The following is a 19,086-nucleotide window of genomic DNA, read 5'->3' on the forward strand; positions in this document are numbered from 1 at the left end:
TGGGAGCGCGGCATCATCTACCGCGCGGCGTCGATGGCGACCGCGTCGGCACGGCAATTCTGGCGCGCCACCTCGGGGCAGGGGGTGAAGCCGCGCAGGTCCTTGGCAAAGCAGATCCGCACCTCCTGGAGCTGGCCGCCCCGGCAGGTCACCGACATCATGTCGGGACGCAGGCCCCGGTTGGCCGCCACGAACTGCCGGGCGATGTCGATCGGCGCCATCCGGGTGTCGCGCTCGGGGGCCTTGAAGGCGTCCGGAAGGGTCACCGCCGCCCGGGCGTCGCGGGCCGCCTGGAAGTAGGAGACCGGGTCGAGACCCGAGCAGGTGCCGTGGGTGCGCCACTCGTGCCGGGCGAGGCCCTCGCTCGGGTAGACCTCGCCCGCCACCGCGATCGCCTGCCGGGTGGGCGACCGCTCGACGGAGGAACAGTTGGACGGGTAGCCGCGGGTGTATTGCGGCCAGAGCCCGTGGACGACGAAGCCGAGGCCGCGTCCCGGCCGGCACTGGCCCTGCGCCTCGCGCCGGGCGCCGGGCCCCTCGCAGTAGGTCGGCGACCAGGACAAGGCCAGGACGTAGAAGTCGAACGTGCCCGGCGTGCCACCGCGCTCGAAACCCTGCGCCATCGCCGGCGACGCCGGTCCGCCCGACGCCATCAGCGCCAGGGTCAGGCCCGACAGGGTGCCGCGTGCGCGCGACCGGTGCCCGGCGGCAGGGCTCACGGACGGGCTTCGCGGCAGGCCGAGGAATAGGCGTAGGCGAGGTTGCGATCCAGGCCGTGGACGCAGAACTCGATGCCCCAGTCGGCGCCGATGATCCCGAGCCCGTCGCGCACCGAGTAGTCGACCTTGCGGCGGACGCCGTCCGAGGTGGTGGCCACGGCGCTGCAGAAGCGGCGCGGGACGTAGTCGAGGCCCCAGGGGCGCCAGGCCGTGCGCTCGATGTGCTCGTAGCGCAGGATGGTCAGGGACGAGTTCCAGAACTTCGCCTCCTTCTCGGCGAAGTGCGTCGAGAGCCGCTCCAGCACCTCGGGGGCCTGGCAGCCGGGGATGTCGGCGTCGTAGTTGAATTCGCGCTCCTCGGCGGGGGTGATCTCCTCGCGGCCGGAGCGGGCGAGCGCCGGCTGGAGGGCGCCCGCCAGGACGAGGCCGAGGGCGAGGGCGGTGGAGAGGGGATTCGGGCGCATGCCGGCGTCTTTGTTCCGCTGGAGTCCGTGAAGCTGACCCGAACGATGGCGGCTCGGCCCGCCCTGTCAAGCAGGCGGCCGGCCGCGCCGTCGCTTTCCGCGGACCCTGGGGTGCGCCGGGCACACCCCGGATGCGGGACCAGCGCGCCCGTCAGTAGATCGGTTCGGCGAGGCCGGGGGCCGCGAGCGAGAGCGGCTCGGCGGCGAAATCCTCCGGGGGGAGGGCGGCCGCGACCCGGGGCGCCGGGGCGCGCGGCACCGGACCCCGCGGCGCGGCGGCGTAGGCCACCGGCGGAGCGGTCGGACGAACGGGGGCCGGGCCGTGGGCGAGCTGCGCGGCCGGAACCTTCGCGGGTTGGCGCGCCGACATCGGGGCGACGCCGTAGGGATCGTCCTCCTCCACGTCGATCGGGGCCTGGGGCGGGGCGGGCAGGCGCTCGGGCGGACGGGGCCGGGCCGTGGCGCGCGGCACGCCGTCGGCACCGAGCTGCGGTGTGAACTTGATCAGCGGCTGGCAGATGCGGCGCAGGCCGCGCGGGTCGTGCCGGGCGAGGTCGACGTGGATGTGGTCGTAGTGGAAGACGTTCGAGCCCGGCGCCAGCACGGTGGAGAACCGGGCGCAGGCCCCGAGGAAGACCTCGCGCAGGAAGCCCTGCTCGGCCTCGGTACCGCGCCAGCCGCCCTTCACGGTGATGACGTAGCCGTCGGCGAGCTTGAACGACATGATGTCGACGGCATTGCCGAAGGAATGCTCGGAGAGCTTGGCGCCGGCCTGGTTGTTGCGGCCGCGGCAGGCATAGGTGCCGGCGTTGATCTCGGCCACGGGCTGGCCGAAATACAGGTTCGCGGCCGGCTGGATCGTGTCGGCGAGCCAGGCCTCGGCCTCGGTCAGCGCCGGGCAGGCCAGGGTCACCCGCTGCTTCAGGGCGACGGTCCCCTTGCCCAGGCGGGTGACGCGATAGGGCTGCAGCATGCCGCAGACGCCCGGCCCGCTGATCTCCTTGACGGGGGTGACGAACTCCGTCGTCTCCACCAGGCGCTTGGCGTTGCAGGCCTGCTCGGTCTGGTCACGCCACGGCTCGCGCTGCTCAAACTTGTTGAGTGCACAGCCGGTGAGGCCCGCGCCGAACAGCGTCAGGGCCGAGAACGCGAATACGCTACGCCACATGACGCGGACGATGCGCCGGGTTCCGTAAACGTTGCGTCAACGATGCGGTGCGGGCGGCGTCCCTGTGGACGGGTGTTGACAGGAGGCGGCCGAGGCCGGACCAAGCCCCCATGCTCTCCCTCGTCGATCTCCGCACCCGCATCGCTGCCGGCACCCTCGACCCCGCCGGCGCCATCCGTCTCGCCGAGGCCGCCATCGCGGCGCGCGACCCCGGCATCGGGGCGATCGTCAGCCGAAATCCCGCCCCGGCGATCGCCGGCTCCGGGCCGCTGGCGGGCATCGCGGTCGGGATCAAGGACATCATCGACACCGCCGACCTGCCGACGCAGATGGGGTCGCCGATCTATGCCGGCTGGCAGCCCAGGGCGGATGCCGCCATCGTGGCGCGTCTGCGGGCGCTCGGCGCCGTGCCCCTGGTCAAGACCAGCACCTCCCCCTTCGCCAGCCACGATCCCACCGCGACGGTGAACCCGCGCGACCCCGGCCACACGCCCGGCGGCTCCTCGGCGGGGTCGGCCGCGGCCGTCGCCGCCGGGATGGTGCCCCTCGCGCTCGGCACCCAGACCGGCGGCTCCGTGATCCGGCCGGCGGCCTTCTGCGGAGTGGCGGCGATCAAGCCGTCCTTCCGGCTCCTGCCGACGGTGGGCGTGAAGACCTTCTCCTGGGCGCTGGACACCGTCGGCCTGTTCGGCGCCGGCATCCGCGACGTCGCCCAGGGCCTGAGCCTGATCGCCGACCGGCCCGCCCTCGACCTCGACCTGGACGCGGCCCCCCAGGCTCCGCGCCTCGGCCTCTGCCTCCAGGGCTTCGCCGACGCGCCCGACCCGGACGCCCTCGCCGCCCTGCACCGGGCCGCCCGCGCGGCCGAGGCCGCCGGCGCCCGGGTCGTCGACCTCGTCCTGCCGGCCCCGCTGCCGGAGGCCTGGGCGCAGCACCCCGTCATCCAGGACTACGAGGCACGCCAGGCGCTGGCCTGGGAATACGCCCACCACCGGGCGCAGCTCAGCCCGGAACTCGGCGCGCAGCTCGATGCGGCCCAGGATCTCGTCGCCGCTCAGTACGACGCGGCGCGCCGCGCCGCGCACCGGGCCCGGCGCGCGTTGAAGGACCTCTTCGGAGATTTCGACGCGATCCTGACCCTGTCGGCCCCGGGCCGGGCGCCGGCCGGCCTCGGCACCACGGGCGACGCGCGCTTCAACCGCCTCTGGACCCTGATGGGCGTGCCCTGCGTCACCGTCCCGGTCCCCGGGGACGGCCTGCCCCTGGGTGTTCAGGTCGTCGCCCGCTTCGGCGACGATGGCCGGGCGCTCGCCGTGGCGCGGATGATCGAGCAAGCCCTGTCGGTGTAGCGCCCCGACACCGCAAGCCGACGAGATAGAACGACGACTGCCCCTCGCCCCTGCCCGTATTACAGACGATCGCCCCGATGCATTCCTGGAAACAGGCCGTGGCCCGGGCCTTCGACGGGGCCGAGGGCTATGACGGCGCGGCGGCGATCCAGTCCGTGGTGGCGGAGCGCCTGGCCCGGCGCATCGGGGCCGAGCCCCTGGCACGGGCGCCGCGCACCCTCGAGGTCGGCTGCGGCACCGGCCTGCTGACCGCGCATCTGCGCCGGCGCCTGCCGGGGGGCGTTCTCGTGGCCTCGGACCTCGCCCCCGCCATGGTGCAGCGCTGCCGCGCCCGCCTCGCCGGAACCGCGGACCTGCGCTTCGTCGTCATGGATGCCGAGCGGCCGGCCTGCGCGCCCGGCTTCGACCTCATCGCCTCGAGCCTCGCGGCGCAATGGTTCGAGGACCTTCCCGGAACCCTGGCGCGCCTCGCCGCGCTGCTGGCCCCCGGCGGCCTGCTGGCGGTGGCGACGCTGGGCGCGGGCACCTTCGCCGAGTGGCGGGCGGCGCATGCGGCCCTGGGCCTGGAGGCGGCGACGCCCGTCTATCCGGCCTTGTCGGACCTCGCCGCGCTGGCCTGTCCGGGCTGCACCCTCGCGGTCTCCGCCGAGCCCGTGGTCGAGGCCCATGCCGACGGCCGGGCCTTCCTGGGTTCCCTGCGCGCCATCGGCGCCGGGACGCCCGGCGCCGCGCGGACCCTCGCGCCGGGCACGATGCGGCGGGTGCTGCGAGGCTTCGAGGCGGGGGGCGCGCAGGTCACCTACGAGGTCGCGACGCTGCTCATCCGGCGCGCGCGACAGGGTTAAGGGTTTTCACGTGCAACAGCGGCTCAGGCCGCGGGTTGGGTGTCGCCGTTCGTTCCGCCCCGACGCAGGAGGAACACGCCCTGCGCGCCCATCAGGTTCCAGACCCACCAGGGCATCGCGAAGCGCATCGGCCGGCCCCTGGCATCAAGGGCCGTGGCCTTCTCGATCTCGGCGTTCACGGTCCTGCACAGGCCGACGAAGTCGCGGATCGTGCAGTGATGGATGTTCTGGGTCTCGTACCATTCCTCGGGCATCAGGGCCGTGACCGGCATGCGACCCCGCAGGGCGAGTTCCGAGCGCACCCGCCAATGGCCGAAATTCGGGAAGGAGATGATCACCTGCCGGCCGATGCGCAGGAGGTGCTCCAGCACGATGCGCGGGTTGCGCGTCGCCTGGATGGTCTGGGACAGGACGACCACGTCGAAGGCGTCGTCGGGATAGTTCGCCAGATCGGTGTCGGCGTCCCCCTGGATCACCGGCAGGCCCCGGGCGAGGCAGGCGTTCACGCCCTCCCGCGACAGCTCGATGCCGCGTCCGTCCACGCCGCGCCGGTCGCGCAATAGGGCGAGCAGGGCGCCGTCGCCGCAGCCGATGTCGAGGACCCGGGCGTTCGCCGGCACGAGGTCGAGCACCACGAGGTGGTCGACGCGGGTGCTGCCGGCCTCCTCGCGCGGCAGCGTCTCCGCCGCCTCCCAGGGCCGGTGCGCGAACCTCTCCGATCCCGTCACAGGCCGCGGGCCCGGGCGGCGGCGTCGATGTAGCCGCGTGCGGCGGCGAACATCGCCGGCTCGTCGAGGAGGAAGGCGTCGTGGCCCTTGTCGCTCTCGACCTCCACGAAGGCGACCGGGGCCGAGGCCGCGTTCAGGGCGTGGACGATGGCGCGGGATTCGGAGGTCGGGAACAGCCAGTCGGAGGTGAAGGAGATCACGCAGAACCGGGTCTTCGTGCCCCGGAAGGCCTTGGCCAGCACTCCACCCTGGTCGGCGGCGAGGTCGAAATAGTCCATCGCCCGGGTGAGGTAGAGATAGGCGTTGGCGTCGAAGCGCTCGACGAAGCTGAGGCCCTGGTGGCGCAGGTAGCTCTCGATCTGGAAGTCGGCGTTGAACGAGAAGGTGGGTGCCGAGCCACCCTGGAAGCGGCGGCCGAACTTGCGGTGCAGGGCCGGCTCCGACAGGTAGGTGATGTGCGCGCCCATGCGGGCGACGCCGAGGCCCTTGGCCGGCCGGGTGCCGGCCTCGAGGTAGCGCCCCTCGGCCCAGGCGGGATCGGCCATGATCGCCTGCCGGCCGACCTCGTGGAAGGCGATGTTCTGCGCGGAGTGGCGGGGCCCGGTGGCGATCGGCATCGCGGCGAAGACCCGCTCGGGGTAGCTCGCGGCCCATTGCAGCACCTGCATGCCGCCCATGGAGCCGCCGATGCAGAGGAACAGGTCGCGGATGCCGAGCCGGTCGAGCAGCATGGCCTGGGCCCGGACCATGTCGCGGATGGTCACGAGGGGGAAGTCGAGGCCGTAGGCCCGGCCCGTGGCCGGGTCGATCGAGGCCGGGCCGGTGGAGCCCATGCACGAGCCGATGACGTTGGAGCAGACGACGAAGTAGCGGTCGGTGTCCACGGGCTTGCCCGGCCCCACCAGGGTCTCCCACCAGCCGCGCTTGCCCGTCACCGGATGGGTGTGGGCGAAGTGCTGGTCGCCCGTGAGCGCGTGGCAGATCAGGACGGCGTTGGAGCGGTCCGCGTTGAGGGTGCCCGCCGTCTGGTAGGCGATCTGGAACGGTGCGAGCTGCACGCCGGCATCCATCGCCAGGGGCTCGTCCAGGCCGAACTGCGCCACGAGGCCCTTGGGCTCGCGGGCCTGGGACAGCTCGGCGCCCGGCGCGTCGGCGCGCACCGATTCGTCTTCGGGCGTGCCTGGCTTGAGGGCGGTATCCAGCGACATGGTCATGAAACGGGTTGGAGGAGACGGCGCGTCGGTCCGGGCGGGACGGAAGGGACGGCTCGGCGTGCCATCCGGAGAGAAGACCATGCGTCGTGAGGCGTTGAGGTAGTGTGCGCTCCCTCACGCGTCAACGAAAGGGCCACGCACCGCGCTTGGGGCCCGCCCACGGTTTCACAACCGCCCGGTCGCGCCGGTTCCGGGCAAACGGCTCTGGCCCTTCGGCGCGCGCGATCGTAGACCGGGGCGGTGGCGCCCGGGAGGCGAGACCCCGGCGCCGGCTCCCCCGATCGTCCCCACCGCACCCTCGCGAGCCCCCGATGCGCTTCACGACGAGACCCGCGCCGCCCCTCGACAACCTCGGCGACCTGCGCGCCGAGATCGATCGGATCGACGCCGAGATGCACGCCCTGCTGATCCAGCGCGGGTCGATCATCGACCGGCTGATCGCGGTCAAGCGCACCTCGGCCAGCGGCTCGGCCTTCCGGCCCGGACGCGAGGCCTCGATGATGCGGCGCGTCGCCGAGCGCCATCGCGGGCTCCTGCCCCTCGACACCGTGGAGGGGATCTGGCGGGTCATCATCGCCACCTTCACCTACGTGCAGGCGCCGTTCTCGGTCCATGCGGACATCTCGGGCGGGGATGCGCCGATGCGCGATTCCGCCCGCTTCCATTTCGGCTTCACGGTGCCCTACCGGCCCCACCCCACCTGCCTCGCGGTGATCGAGGCGGTGGCCGCCTCCCGCGGCGACCTCGGCATCTTCCGCCTCGACCCCGACGGCTCGGGCGCCACCACCGACGCCGCGCCTTGGTGGGAAGGGCTCGTGGGCGCCGGCCGGCCCAAGGTCATCGCGCGCCTGCCCTTCATCGAGCGGCCCACCCACCCGGCCGGAACCCCGGTCTTCGTGGTCTCGAACCCGCTGGACGATCCGGCGGCGGCCCAGCGCGACTGGGTCCTCCATGCCACCCGCGTCGCCGCCTGGGAGCCGGAGGCCGCGCGCGCCCTGCAGGACCTCTACGGCGAGGTCGTCGCCCGCGCGCCCGGACCGGGCGGGCACGGCCTGCTCCTCGCCGTCCCCGGCGGGGTCAGCGCCCGGCAGCTGCACGAGGCCCTGACCCGGGCCGGCGCCGCCCCCGAGACCCTCGACGAGATCGGCAGCCACGCCGCCCGCTTCCGGGTCTGAGGCATGCGCGTCTGAGGGACGCGGATCTGAGGCATGCGGGTCCGAGGGACGCGGGCCGGAGGCACGGGGCCCGCTCGCAAAGCCGGGCCAGCTTTGTTAGACGGGCGCTTCGCCGATCCACCGGCGGCCGCCAGGTCCTCGTCCATGTCCTCGTCCCCGTCCTCCGCCTCCGCCCCCGTCGCTCCCTCACGCCCGGTGCCCCGCCCCGGCGTCCTCGCCATCGAGGCCTACGTGCCCGGCAAGAGCGGGGCGCCCGGCCATGCCAAGGTGCACAAGCTCTCCTCGAACGAGACCCCGCTGGGCCCGAGCCCGAAGGCGGTGGCGGCGATGCGGGCGGAAGCCGCCAAGCTCGAACTCTACCCGGAGGGCACATCCCGGGTGCTGCGCGAGGCGATCGCCGCCCGCTACGGCCTCGACCCGGCGCGGATCGTCTGCGGCGCGGGCTCCGACGAGCTCCTGTCCTTCCTGGCCTACGCGTATCTCGGGGCCGGCGACGAGGGGATCTTCACCGAGCACGGCTTCCTGGTCTACCGGATCGCCATCCTGGCCGCCGGCGGCACCCCCGTGGTGGTGCCCGAGCGCGACCTGCGCGCCGACGTCGACGCGCTGCTGGCCGCCGTCACGCCGCGCACCAGGATCGTCTACCTCGCCAACCCCAACAACCCGACGGGCACCTACCTGCCCTTCGACGAGATCCGGCGCCTGCATGCGGGCCTGCCGCCCCACGTCCTCCTCGTCCTCGACGGCGCCTACGCGGAATACGTGCGGGCGAACGACTACAGCGCCGGCCTCGACCTCGCGCTCGAGGCCAACAACGTCGTGATGACCCGGACTTTCTCGAAGATCCACGGGCTGGCGGCGCTCCGCATCGGCTGGATGGTCGGCCCGTCGGAAGTGGTCGACGCGATCAACCGCATCCGCGGTCCCTTCAACCTGTCGGGGGCGGGCATCGCCGCCGGGGCGGCCGCCATCGCGGACGACGTGCACGTGGCCGCCGCCGTCGCCCACAACGACACCTGGCTCGCCACGATGACGGGGGCGGTGCAGGAACTCGGGCTGACCGTGACGCCGAGCGTCGCGAACTTCATCCTCGTCCACTTCCCCGACGCGCCGGGCCGGACGGCCGCCGAGGCCGACGCGTTCCTCTCCGCCCGGGGCGTCATCACCCGGCGGGTCTCGTCCTATGGGTTGCCCCACGCCCTGCGCGTCACCGTCGGCGGCGAGGAGGCGAACACCGCCTTCCTCGACGCCCTGACCGCCTTCGTGCGGGGCGAGACCCGTGGCTGAGATCGACGCGCCCCCCCTGGAGACCCTGGCCATCGTCGGCCTCGGGCTGATCGGCTCCTCGATCGCCCGGGGCGCCCGGCAGTTCGGCCTCGCCCGGCGCATCGTCGCCCTCGACCGCGACGCCGCGGTGCTGGAGCGGGTGCGGGCGCTCGGCCTCGCGGACACGGCCACGGACGACCTCGCCGCGGGCGTGGCGGGGGCCGATCTCGTTATCCTGTGCGTACCGGTGGGCGCCGTCGGCGCGGTAGCCGAGATCCTGGGTCCGGCCCTGAAGCCGGGAGCCATCGTGTCGGATGTCGGCTCGGTCAAGGCCTCGGTGGTGGCGGCCGTCACGCCGCACCTGCCCGCCGGCGTGCATTTCGTGCCGGCGCACCCCGTGGCCGGCACCGAGTATTCGGGGCCGGATGCCGGATTCTCGACCCTGTTCTCCGGACGCTGGTGCATCCTCACTCCGGCCGAGGACACCGACCCGGCTGCGACCGCGCGAGTCCAGGCCTTCTGGGAAGGCCTGCGCGCCATCGTCGAGACGATGACGCCGGAGCATCACGACCTCGTCCTGGCCATCACCAGCCACGTACCGCACCTCATCGCCTATAACATCGTCGGCACCGCCGCCGACCTCGAGGCCGTGACCCAGTCCGAGGTGATCAAGTTCTCGGCCGGCGGCTTTCGCGACTTCACCCGCATCGCCGCCTCCGACCCGACCATGTGGCGGGACGTGTTCCTGACCAACAAGGACGCGGTGCTGGAGATGCTGGGGCGCTTCAACGAGGACCTCGCGGCCCTGGCCCGGGCGATCCGCTGGGGCGACGGCGAGGCCCTGCACGACCTCTTCACCCGCACCCGCGCCATCCGCCGGGGCATCGTCGCCATGGGCCAGGAGACGGCCGAGGCCGATTTCGGCCGCGGGCGCCCGAGCGACCCCGCGGCCTGAGGCGCGTCCCCCGCGCGGGCGGCCGCTCAGTAGAGCGGCGGCAGCTGCACGTTGGGGATCGGGAACGGGCCGAGCATCAGGCGGCCCTCGGCGAGGCGCAGGGGCGGCAGGGGCTTGAGGGCATCGTCGGCCGGGGCCGCGACGCCGGCCTCGGCACTGGCCTGGCTGCGACGCCCGAGGAGCTGGCCGACGAGGCTGCCGATCAGCGCGCCCTTCTCGGCACCGAAGCGCTGGCCCATGACCTGGCCGACCAGGGCCTCGACGCCGGCCGCGCGCAGGTCGAGCTGGCCCTGGAGCCGGTGCGCGGCGTCGAGGTCGAGGCGGCCCTTGGCCTGGAGCCGGCGCTCGCCCTTGGCCAGGGACAGCAGCGCGATGTCGAGGCCGCCGCCGGCCTGGCGCCAGTCCTCCAGCTCCTTGGCCACGGTGCCGGTGCCGAGGGCCGTGGCGCGGCTCACGGTGGCGTCGAGGGCGAGGTCGGCCGGGTCGGCATTGCCCAGCGCCGCGTCGACCAGCGGCAGGCAAATCCGGTTCGCCCGCAGGCTGATGTCGATGGACCCCTCCGATTCGAAGCGGCCCGGGGTCGGACGGGCGTGGAGCTCGAGGTGCTGGGTGTCGAACGCGATCGGCTCGGGACCGGCGCCGCGCACCACGCCCTTGGCGCCGTTGGCCACCACGGAGGCACGCACGAAGCCGTCGGAGGCGCCATGGAAGCTGCCCTCCAGGGAGGTCCAGGTCGCGTCCGCCGTGAGGTCGCCCTGCTCGACGTGGAACGGCCCGCCGACCTCGAGGATGCCCTGGCGCGGCTGGTAGACCTGGGTCACCGCCGTGACCGGCCCGAGGGTGAAGCGGCTGTCGGAGCGGCTGAAGGCCAGGGAGGCGCAGCGCAGCTCGATGCGGAAGGGATAGCCGGTGATGCTGCGGTCGGCGCAGGTCCAGGTCCGGCCCGCGGCCGCTTCCTGCGCGATCCAGCCATCCATCTCGGAGGCGGCCCGGTGGCGGATGTAGAACCACCCGAGCGACCAGGCGATCACGAGGGTGGCGAGGAGAATGTAGGGGAGGAACAGCCCCTTGCGCGAGAGGGGACGGGTCGGGGTCGGGCTCTGCGCCATCGCGTGTCGGTATCCTGCGCTCGCGTCACGGGCCTGCGGCCATCGTCGGGGCAGCCCGGATGCAAGGCTTGGCAGGGTCTCGGCGGCGAAAGCATGGCAGGGCCCCACGGGCGCTGCAAAACGCGAAGCCGTGACGTCAGCGGAGCGACCGCTCCGCCGCGATCAGTTCGCGGCGTCGGCCTTCTGCTCGCTCCCGAGATCGGCCACGATGGCCTCGCGCTCGGCCTCGTCCTCGGCCAGCCGGTGGACGTGCATCTCGGTCGCGCCCCTGTGCCGGGCCCGGGCGATCCAGTTCCGGTGCAGGCGTTCCCGCGGGCTCTGCCCGGCGGAGGCCACCGAGACGAGTTCGCCGACGCCCGAGGCGTCGCGGCGCACCGCCATCACCACGGCCTCGCCCATGTCGTCGAGCTCGGGCTCGGCCAGCTCATGGATGCCGACCACGTAGCGGCGGCCGGACCGGCCGCGCCAGGCGCTGAGCACCAGGGCGGGGGTCCCGCGCAGGCCGGCCGTCGTCCTCAGGCGTTCCTCGCGCACTTCCTGTCTCCGTGCTCGATCGTCCTTCAGGTCGCGCAGGGCGGCCGACCAGGACAGGGCTCTCTTGTTCGCCATTTGTTCCACGTTAATCTTAACGGTTCGTTGGTGTCAAGGACGACGCCCCGGCCTCCAATGAGATGGGGATGACGGAAGTTATCCACAAGTCGTACACAGGGGCAACCCGGCCCCGGCGACCCCCTCAGGCGACGGGCGATCCGTTCCGCCGGGCCTTGGCCGGAGAGGCTGGGACGGCATTCGGAATCGCGTGCCCGGCGGCCGCGAGCTCGTTCCGGCCGGCGGCCAGCAGCGCGTCCGACGCGGACTCGATCCGGCCCTGGACCACCTCGAGGAAGCGGGCCCGGTCCAGGCCCGGCGCGATCGGGGCGAGGAACTCGATCACCGCAGTGCCGGGTCGGCGGACCAGGCGGCGGCGGGGCCAGTGCAGGCCCGTGTTCAGGGCGACGGGCAGGCAGGGCACGCCGAGGGCGGCGTACAGGTGGGTGATGCCGAGCTTGTAGGCGGGGGGCGCGCCGGGCGGGCGGCGGGTGCCTTCGGGAAAGATGATGAGCTGACGCCCGTCCCGGATGGCCCGGGCGGCGGCCTCGTTCATGGCGGTCATCGCCCGGGCCCCCTTGCTGCGGTCGATGGCGACCATGCCGGAGCGCGAGAGGAACCACCCGATCAGCGGGATCCAGAGCAGCTCGCGCTTGAGGATGTAGGCGAAGTCCGGGAAGGCGGTGACGAGGGCCAGGGTCTCCAGGGCCGACTGGTGCTTGGCCGCCACCAGGAGGGGGCCGGACGGGATGTTCTCGACGCCCCGGAACTCCACCGTGATGCCGCCCACCACCCGCAGGAGCCACAGGGTGACGCGGCCCCAGAGCTGGGCCAGCCGGATGACCCCGCGCCGGGAGACGAGGGTCGGCAGCCCACCGATCGCGATGAGGGTCGTGGCGACGTAGAAGGCGAGGTTGAACGCGAGGGAGCGGACGAGGAGCATCGGGAACCTGGAGGAGACAGCCCGGGACAGGGCGCGGCCCGGCTCCCGTGTAGCGTGCGATCTCGTCCCAGACCATCCGAGCGCGGGATTATCCGCCCCCTCAGTCCCCCTCCGCCAGGGTGCCGCGCTGGCGCGGATCGGCGGCGCCCGCCAGCAGCCCGTCGGCGGCCTGCACCGAATTGGCCGAGCCGGAGGTCGCCCCGACCCGGACCGTGTGACCGCGGGCCCTGAGCAGGGCCAGGGTGTCGGGGGAGAGGCCTTCCTCGGCCATCAGCACGTCCGGCTGCCACTGGTGGTGGATGCGCGGCGCGGCCACGGCCTCGGCCAGGTTCATGCGGAAGTCGAGCACGTTGACGATGACCTGCAGCACCGTCGAGATGATGCGGCTGCCGCCGGGGCTGCCCGTCACCAGGACGAGCCGGCCGTCGCGGAAGACGAAGGCGGGGGTCATCGAGGAGAGGGGCCGGGCCCCGGGCGAGACCGCGTTGGCGACGCTGCCGACGAGGCCGTAGGCGTTGCGGGCGCCGGGCTTGGCGGAGAAATCGTCCATCTCGTTGTTCAGGAGCACGCCGGTGCCCTCCGCCACGAGGCCGAGCCCGTAGGAGAAGTTCAGGGTGGTGGTGTTCGAGACCGCGTTGCCGGCCCTGTCCACCACGGAGAAATGGGTGGTCTGGTCGGATTCGAAAGGGAGGGGATCGCCCGCCTTGACCTCGGCGGCGGGCCGGGCGCGGGCGGGATCGATCCCGGCCCGCAGGCGCGCCGCGTAGGGCTTGGCGATCAGGCCCTCCACCGGCACCTGGGTGCGGGCGGGGTCGCCAAGCCAGGTCGCCCGGTCGGCATAGGCCGGCTTCATCGCCTCGGCCAGGGTGTGGAGGGCATCGGCGCTGCCCGCCCCCATGCGGGCGAGGTCGAAGCCCTCCAGCACGTTCAGGATCTCGACGAGGTGGATGCCGCCGGAGCTCGGCGGCGGCATCGACGCGATGGCGTAGCCCCGGTAGGTGCCGCGCACGGGCTCGCGGAGCACCGGGCGATAGGCGGCAAGATCCTCGGCCGTCATCACCCCGCCCGCGGCCCGCACGGCGGCGGCGATGCGCTCTGCGATGGGGCCCGAGTGGAAGGCGTCGGGGCCGGATGTCGCGATGGCCGCGAGGGTGTCGGCGAGATCGGTCTGGACCAGTCGTTCACCGCGCTCCAGGGGTCTATCGCCGGCAAAGAAGATTTTTCGCGAAGACGGCCAGCGGCCGAGCAGGCCGGCGGCGCGGGGCAGCGAGTCCGCGAGGCCCGACTCCACCGGGATGCCCTCGCGGGCGAGTTTCTCGGCCGGGGCGATCAGGTCGGCCAGGGTGAAGCGGCCCGAGCCGTAGAGGCGGTGCGCCTCGGCCAGACCCCGCACGGTGCCGGGCACGCCCACCGCCTTGCCGGTGCGGGTGGAGGCGGCGCGGTCGGGCTCGCCCCGGGGGTCGAGGAACATATCGGAGCGGGCGGCGGCCGGGGCGGTCTCGCGGTAATCGAGGGCGATCGTCTCGTCGCCCTCCGCCCGGTGGATCATCATGAAGCCGCCGCCGCCGAGGTTGCCGGCCCGCGGCAGGGTCACGGCCAGGGCGAAGCCGACCGCCACGGCGGCGTCGATGGCGTTGCCGCCGGCGCGCAGGATCGCGACGCCGACGCGGGTGGCCCGCGCCTCCTGCGAGGCGACCATGCCGTGGGCGCCGAGCACCGGCAGCAGGCGGGCGTCGTCGGACTGGATCGGCGGCGGCTCCGGCAGGGCCGAGACGGGGCCGGGCCCCCCTTGCGCGAGACCCGGCCCCGTGGCGGACAGGACCGTGCCGGCCAGAACCAGGGCGAGGGCGATGCGCGAGGAGGTCAGCCGCATGTCAGGCGCGTCCGTTGTCGCGGGGCGGGAGGACGGGCGCGCCGCGATGGCGCCCCGCGATCAACCAGTAGACGAGGCCCGACGCCGCGCCGGTGAGGAACAGCACCGCGGTGATGCGCCCTTCCAGCGCCAAGGTCTCGGCGCTCGCCCCGGTGCGCGATAGGCCGCGGGCGAGCCAGGGCACGGCGGCGGTGAGGAGACCGGTCCCGGCGCCGTACCAGCTGGCGGCGCGCCAGCCCAGGACCGCCCCGAGGACGGCCACCAGGACCGGCGGCACCACCAGGAGCACGAACAGCGCGCGGGCGATGGCGGCGAGCGCGAACAGCAGGGTCTCGGGACCGATCCCGGAGGCGAGGTCGGTCAACCCGGAGAACAGCCCGACGAGGCCGAGGCGGGACAGGGTCTCGCTGGTGGCCGGGTCGAGCATCGCGCCGAGGGCCAGGACGGCCGCCCCGCAGGGGATCGCCAGGACCAGGGCGAGGCTCGCGATGAACAGGTCGCCGAGGAGACGCACCCCTCAGTCTTCGTCGCCGTCGTCGGCGCCCGCATAGACGCCCTCGGCGCCGATGCCGTCCTCCAGCATCATCCGGGCCCGGGCCCGCAGCTTCTCGGTCTCGCTCTTCAGCTGGCCACAGGCGGCCAGGATGTCGCGGCCGCGCGGGGTGCGCACAGGTGAGGCGTAGCCGGCTTCGTAGATGATGTCCGAGAACTGTTCGATGCGGTCCCAGTCCGAGCATTCGTAGGCGCTGCCCGGCCAGGGATTGAACGGGATCAGGTTGATCTTGGCCGGGATGCCCTTGAGCAGGCGCACCAGCTCGCGCGCGTCGGCGTCGCTGTCGTTCACGCCCTTCAGCATCACGTACTCGAAGGTGATGCGGCGGGCGTTGTTCAGGCCGGGATAGGACCGGCAGGCGGCCAGCAGCTCGGCGAGCGGGTACTTGCGGTTCAGGGGCACGAGGGTGTCGCGGAGGTCGTCGCGCACCGCGTGCAGGGAGATCGCCAGCATGGCGTGGGCCTCGTCGCCGAGGCGCTGCATCTGCGGCACCACGCCGGAGGTCGAGACGGTGATGCGCCGGCGGGAGAGGCCAAGGCCCTCCTGGTCGGCCATCACGCCGACGGCGTCGACGACGTTGTCGAGATTGTAGAGGGGCTCGCCCATGCCCATGAAGACGATGTTGGTGACCTTGCGCCGGGTCTCGTCGGCGCCGGGGGCGGTCGGATTCTGGCCGGCCCAGTCGTTGAGGTGGTCGCGGGCGACGACGAGCTGCGCGGTGATCTCGGCCGCCGTCAGGTTGCGCACGAGGCGCTGCGTGCCGGTGTGGCAGAACGAGCAGGTGAGGGTGCAGCCGACCTGGCTCGAGACGCAGAGGGTGCCGCGCCCGCGCCCCGGGATGTAGACGCACTCGATCTCGGCGCCGCGGTTGTGGTCGTGCTTGCCCGTGGGGGCCATGCGCATGAGCCACTTGCGCGTGCCGTCGCGGGACACCTGCTCGGTGACCACCTCGGGCCGGTCGAGGGTGTAGGCCTCGGCGAGCTGACCTTTCAGGCCCTTGCCCACATTGGTCATCTCGTCGAAGGCCTTGGCGCCGCGCACGTTGAGCCAGTGCCAGATCTGGCCCGAGCGCATGCGCTGCTCGCGCTCGGAGACGCCGATGGCGCCGAGCCGGGCCTTCAGCTGCTCGCGGGTGAGCCCCACGAGGGAGGCGCGCCCGAGAGGGGCCGCCTGCGGCTCGAACTCGGGCAGCTTCTCGATTGCGGGAACGGCGCTCGCGTCGCGCCGGGCGGTGTCGAACGACGCCGTCGCCATGATCTGGATGAACCTTCGGACTTGGGATGGGTCCGATATAGGGGATTCGGCTCGAAAACGCGAATGCGGGCGGGTGTCCCGGCCTCGGGCCTCGTCCCGGACCGGTCCCCAGGGCCGGCCGGCGCGCGCCGCCCGGCCGGCGGGCCCTTACTGTGCCGGCTTGACCTCGCCGGGCTTGGCCTCGCCCGGGGAGGCGCCGGCGGCGGGCGCTTTGGCGGGCGGGGCGGGCAGGAGGACGTTCTTGCTGATGCTGCCCTCGGGACCGTACTCCCCCGCCACGGCAACGCAGGCCTTCTCGCGGTTGAGCTGCATCTGGTTCGACATCAGGGCGAACATGGTCTGCACCCGCCCGCCGAACGGTCCGCGGGGGCTGACGTCGGCGGCGCGCACGTTCTGCTTCTCGAGGAGGGCGTCGAACTCCTCCGTGCCGATGCGGTAGCCGCAGACATTGGCGGCGGCGAAGATGTAGGCGGCGAATTCCAGGGCCCGCGGCGCGGGCGCGTTGCGGATCTGGGCCTGCGCGGCGAGCGGCAGGGCGAGACTGGTGGCGAGGCAAGCGACGCGGCCTGCGGCCTGCGGGAGACGAGCGAACATGCGTGGGGTTTCCTCAGGCGCGGAGGCTTCGCGCTCCGCTTGCGCGCTGAGATAGGCCCCGGGCGCGACGCGTCAAACGCCGGCCCCACCGCGAGTCTCAGCCGAGCCGGCTCAGCAGCCGGTCCATCAGCGGATTGTCCGGCGTGAAGGCATAGTCGATCTTGCGCACGTTCACGGCGCCCGCCCCAGCCTTCACCAGGGCGTCGGCGAGGTCGAACACGGCATCGACAGGGCAGTGCAGCACCATTTCGCCGCGGCCCTCGGGCGCGCCGTAGGGCAGGGCCGCGTCGTGCAGGGCGGCGATGCCGGCGAGATCGATGTCGCCGTCGTCGGGCATGGCGGCGCGGACCTCGCGGGTGGTGCGGGCGCGCTCCTCCGCCTGGATGCGGCCGAGGACGGCGCGCAGGGCCCGGCGCTGGGGCTCGCCCCAGGGAGCGTTCAGGGAGGCGACGAGGTTCGCCTCCGAGCGCAGGATGATCCCGTCCTCCAGGATCTTCAGGGCGTTGGCGGCCAGCGTCGCCCCCGTGGTGGTGATGTCAACGATGATCTCGGCCGAACCCGCCGCCGGCGCCCCCTCGGTGGCGCCCAGGCTCTCGACGATGCGGTAATCCGCCACGCCGTGCTCGGCGAAGAAGCGGCGGGTGAGGTTGATGTACTTCGTGGCGATGCGCAGGCGCTTGCCGTGGCGGACCCGCATCTCGGCGGCGACCTCGTCGAGGTCGCTCATGGCGCGGACGTCGATCCAGGCCTGGGGCACGGCGACCACCACGGTGGCCTGGCCGAAGCCGAGGGGCGTCAGCAGCTCGACCTGGCCGCGGGCGTCGGGCAGCGACTCGCGGATCAGGTCCTCGCCGGTGATGCCGAGATGGGCCGCCCCGCTGGCGAGCTGGGCCGCGATCTCGGAAGCCGAGAGGTAGCGCACCTCGACGCCGGGCACGCCCACGAGCTTTCCGCGGTAGTCGCGCGCGCCGGTGTTCTGGGCGAGCTTGAGGCCGGCCCGGGCGAAGAAGGCGGCGGCGTTCTCCTGCAGCCGGCCCTTGGAGGGAACCGCGAGGACGAGGGAATCCGGTTCAGCCAACGGTCGCGTCCTTCGTGGTGGGGGCGTCCGCGACGACCCGCGAGAGCCAGACGGCGCAACCGACGGCAGGCACGGGCACGGGGCTCCCGAGGTGCTGGAGCAGGCCGTCGTAGCGGCCGCCGCCCACCAGGGGCAGCTTCGGCGCATCGGGCGCCGTGCCCTCGAAGATGAAGCCGGTATAGTAGTCGAGGTTGCGGGCGAAGCCGCCGGAGAAGCGGAAGTTCTCCACGGCCAAGCCGCGGGCGGCCATGAAGCCGGTGCGCTCCTCGAACAGGTCGAGGGCCGCGTCGAGGGGCGGATGGTCGAGGCCGGCCTCCTGCACCAGGGCCCGCACCGCGGCGGCGGCGCTGTCGGGATCGCCCTCGATGGCGCGATAGCGATCGATGAGCGCGCGGTTCTCGGGGTTGAGTCCGGAACCCCCACTCGCCTGCGCGGAGGCCTTGGCGAGGAAGCGCTCGGCGATCTCGCCGGCGCTGCGGCCGCCGACCCGCGAGATGCCCGCGATCGACAGCACGTCCTCCACGAAGGCGCGAACCCCCTTCGGATCCTGGCCCTGGATCGCGGCGAGGAGACCCGCATGGGGGTCTTCCATGCGCAGGCCGTTGGTGACCGCGTCGAGGGAACGGCCGGCGGCCAGCGCCCGCAGGGTGCGGCGCTTGGCGGTGGGCGGCACGCTGAGGGCGTCCAGCAGGGCGTCGACGAGACCCATGTCGCCGAGGCGGACGGCGACGTCGCTGCGCCCGAGCAGGGCAAGGCCCTCGAGGGCGAGGCCGATCACCTCCGCGTCGGCGGCCGGCGTGTCGGTGCGCCCGACCGACTCGATGCCGGCCTGGAGGAACTCGTCCGGCTCGTCGCCGGCGAGCCGGAAGACGGGTCCGAGGTAGCTGTAGTCGGCCCCCTGCGGGTCCCTGGGCGCGGAAAACTTCGGGGCATGCGCGAGGTGGTGGCGGCAGACCGGAATCGTGAATTCCGGGCGCAGACAGAGCTCGCTGCCCGCAGCGTCCTGGGTCACGAAGATGCGCCGGCGGATGTCCTCGCCGGACAGTTCGAGGAACGGCTCCACCGGCTGCAGCACAGGCGGCGTCACGGCGCCGTAGCCGGCCTCCTGGAAATGGGCGAGCAGGCGCAGGTGCTCCTGCGATCGTTCGCCCGCGGTGCCCCCGCCTGCCTCCGGTCTCGTCATCGTCTCGCCTGCCGCCTCGTCGCGGGCT

The 19,086-nt window shown here is 73.2% G+C and carries 19 protein-coding genes; 5 read left to right on the forward strand and 14 right to left on the reverse strand.

Features of this window, described 5'->3' with window-relative positions:
• Positions 1–17 precede the first annotated feature (17 nt).
• The 3 genes from ASF41_RS22950 to ASF41_RS22960 all read right to left on the reverse strand — a co-directional run bounded on the left by ASF41_RS22950 (position 18) and on the right by ASF41_RS22960 (position 2,351).
• Positions 18–653, reverse strand: coding sequence for a ribonuclease T2 family protein (locus ASF41_RS22950; RefSeq protein WP_056276715.1), 636 nt, complete (start codon positions 651–653; stop codon positions 18–20).
• Positions 654–715: 62 nt separating this feature from the next.
• Positions 716–1,183, reverse strand: a complete 468-nt coding sequence (locus ASF41_RS22955) for a hypothetical protein (RefSeq protein WP_056218471.1) — start codon at positions 1,181–1,183, stop codon at positions 716–718.
• A gap of 151 nt (positions 1,184–1,334) precedes the next feature.
• Entirely contained in the window at positions 1,335–2,351 is a 1,017-nt protein-coding gene (locus ASF41_RS22960) for an extensin family protein (RefSeq protein WP_056218473.1), read from the reverse strand.
• A gap of 110 nt (positions 2,352–2,461) precedes the next feature.
• Here ASF41_RS22960 and ASF41_RS22965 point away from each other — a divergent pair, with 110 nt between their 5' ends.
• Both ASF41_RS22965 and ASF41_RS22970 read left to right on the forward strand, forming a co-directional pair.
• Positions 2,462–3,700 carry an amidase gene (locus ASF41_RS22965; RefSeq protein ID WP_056497437.1) on the forward strand — a complete coding sequence of 413 codons (1,239 nt, stop codon included), beginning with the start codon at positions 2,462–2,464 and terminating at the stop codon, positions 3,698–3,700.
• Positions 3,701–3,777: 77 nt separating this feature from the next.
• Positions 3,778–4,545, forward strand: a complete 768-nt coding sequence (locus ASF41_RS22970; protein WP_056497440.1) for a methyltransferase domain-containing protein — start codon at positions 3,778–3,780, stop codon at positions 4,543–4,545.
• A gap of 23 nt (positions 4,546–4,568) precedes the next feature.
• On the opposite strand, the gene metW is transcribed toward ASF41_RS22970, so the two are convergent.
• The gene (metW, locus tag ASF41_RS22975; RefSeq protein WP_156653454.1) at positions 4,569–5,273 is read right to left on the reverse strand and encodes a methionine biosynthesis protein MetW; all 705 of its coding nucleotides are present in this window, start codon (positions 5,271–5,273) and stop codon (positions 4,569–4,571) included.
• Positions 5,270–6,475 carry a homoserine O-acetyltransferase gene (locus ASF41_RS22980; protein ID WP_407067316.1) on the reverse strand — a complete coding sequence of 402 codons (1,206 nt, stop codon included), beginning with the start codon at positions 6,473–6,475 and terminating at the stop codon, positions 5,270–5,272. The genes metW and ASF41_RS22980 overlap by 4 nt, the downstream gene beginning before the upstream one ends.
• Before the next feature lie 323 nt (positions 6,476–6,798).
• Here ASF41_RS22980 and ASF41_RS22985 point away from each other — a divergent pair, with 323 nt between their 5' ends.
• The 3 genes from ASF41_RS22985 (at position 6,799) to ASF41_RS22995 (ending at position 9,883) form a co-directional block, all read left to right on the forward strand.
• The gene (locus tag ASF41_RS22985; protein WP_056497443.1) at positions 6,799–7,662 is read left to right on the forward strand and encodes a chorismate mutase; all 864 of its coding nucleotides are present in this window, start codon (positions 6,799–6,801) and stop codon (positions 7,660–7,662) included.
• A 144-nt stretch (positions 7,663–7,806) separates the two neighbouring features.
• Positions 7,807–8,949, forward strand: a complete 1,143-nt coding sequence (locus ASF41_RS22990; RefSeq protein WP_056497445.1) for a histidinol-phosphate transaminase — start codon at positions 7,807–7,809, stop codon at positions 8,947–8,949.
• A gap of 1 nt (position 8,950) precedes the next feature.
• Positions 8,951–9,883 carry a prephenate/arogenate dehydrogenase family protein gene (locus tag ASF41_RS22995; protein WP_056219443.1) on the forward strand — a complete coding sequence of 311 codons (933 nt, stop codon included), beginning with the start codon at positions 8,951–8,953 and terminating at the stop codon, positions 9,881–9,883.
• A gap of 26 nt (positions 9,884–9,909) precedes the next feature.
• On the opposite strand, the gene ASF41_RS23000 is transcribed toward ASF41_RS22995, so the two are convergent.
• From ASF41_RS23000 to ASF41_RS23040, 9 genes are all read right to left on the reverse strand, one after another.
• A complete protein-coding gene (locus tag ASF41_RS23000; RefSeq protein ID WP_056497448.1) occupies positions 9,910–10,992 on the reverse strand; it encodes a DUF2125 domain-containing protein in 1,083 nt (360 codons plus the stop codon).
• Between the two features lie 162 nt (positions 10,993–11,154).
• The gene (locus tag ASF41_RS23005; RefSeq protein WP_056497451.1) at positions 11,155–11,601 is read right to left on the reverse strand and encodes a hypothetical protein; all 447 of its coding nucleotides are present in this window, start codon (positions 11,599–11,601) and stop codon (positions 11,155–11,157) included.
• 124 nt (positions 11,602–11,725) lie between these two features.
• Complete coding sequence (locus tag ASF41_RS23010; RefSeq protein ID WP_056497454.1) at positions 11,726–12,523, reverse strand: 1-acyl-sn-glycerol-3-phosphate acyltransferase; 798 nt, start codon at positions 12,521–12,523, stop codon at positions 11,726–11,728.
• 100 nt (positions 12,524–12,623) lie between these two features.
• Positions 12,624–14,396: a gamma-glutamyltransferase gene (gene ggt, locus ASF41_RS23015; RefSeq protein WP_056497457.1), complete on the reverse strand. Its 1,773-nt coding sequence runs from the start codon at positions 14,394–14,396 to the stop codon at positions 12,624–12,626.
• Between the two features lies 1 nt (position 14,397).
• The gene (locus ASF41_RS23020) at positions 14,398–14,910 is read right to left on the reverse strand and encodes a hypothetical protein (RefSeq protein ID WP_056351840.1); all 513 of its coding nucleotides are present in this window, start codon (positions 14,908–14,910) and stop codon (positions 14,398–14,400) included.
• A 3-nt stretch (positions 14,911–14,913) separates the two neighbouring features.
• A complete protein-coding gene (gene rlmN, locus ASF41_RS23025; protein WP_056276363.1) occupies positions 14,914–16,203 on the reverse strand; it encodes a 23S rRNA (adenine(2503)-C(2))-methyltransferase RlmN in 1,290 nt (429 codons plus the stop codon).
• Positions 16,204–16,350: 147 nt separating this feature from the next.
• Positions 16,351–16,797, reverse strand: coding sequence for a hypothetical protein (locus tag ASF41_RS23030; protein ID WP_056497463.1), 447 nt, complete (start codon positions 16,795–16,797; stop codon positions 16,351–16,353).
• Between the two features lie 97 nt (positions 16,798–16,894).
• Positions 16,895–17,875, reverse strand: coding sequence for an ATP phosphoribosyltransferase (hisG, locus tag ASF41_RS23035; RefSeq protein WP_056218509.1), 981 nt, complete (start codon positions 17,873–17,875; stop codon positions 16,895–16,897).
• Complete coding sequence (locus ASF41_RS23040) at positions 17,868–19,058, reverse strand: ATP phosphoribosyltransferase regulatory subunit (RefSeq protein WP_056497466.1); 1,191 nt, start codon at positions 19,056–19,058, stop codon at positions 17,868–17,870. The genes hisG and ASF41_RS23040 overlap by 8 nt, the downstream gene beginning before the upstream one ends.
• Between the last annotated feature and the right edge of the window lie 28 nt (positions 19,059–19,086).

Source organism: Methylobacterium sp. Leaf111 (assembly GCF_001423285.1).
In the GTDB taxonomy this organism is placed as follows: domain Bacteria; phylum Pseudomonadota; class Alphaproteobacteria; order Rhizobiales; family Beijerinckiaceae; genus Methylobacterium.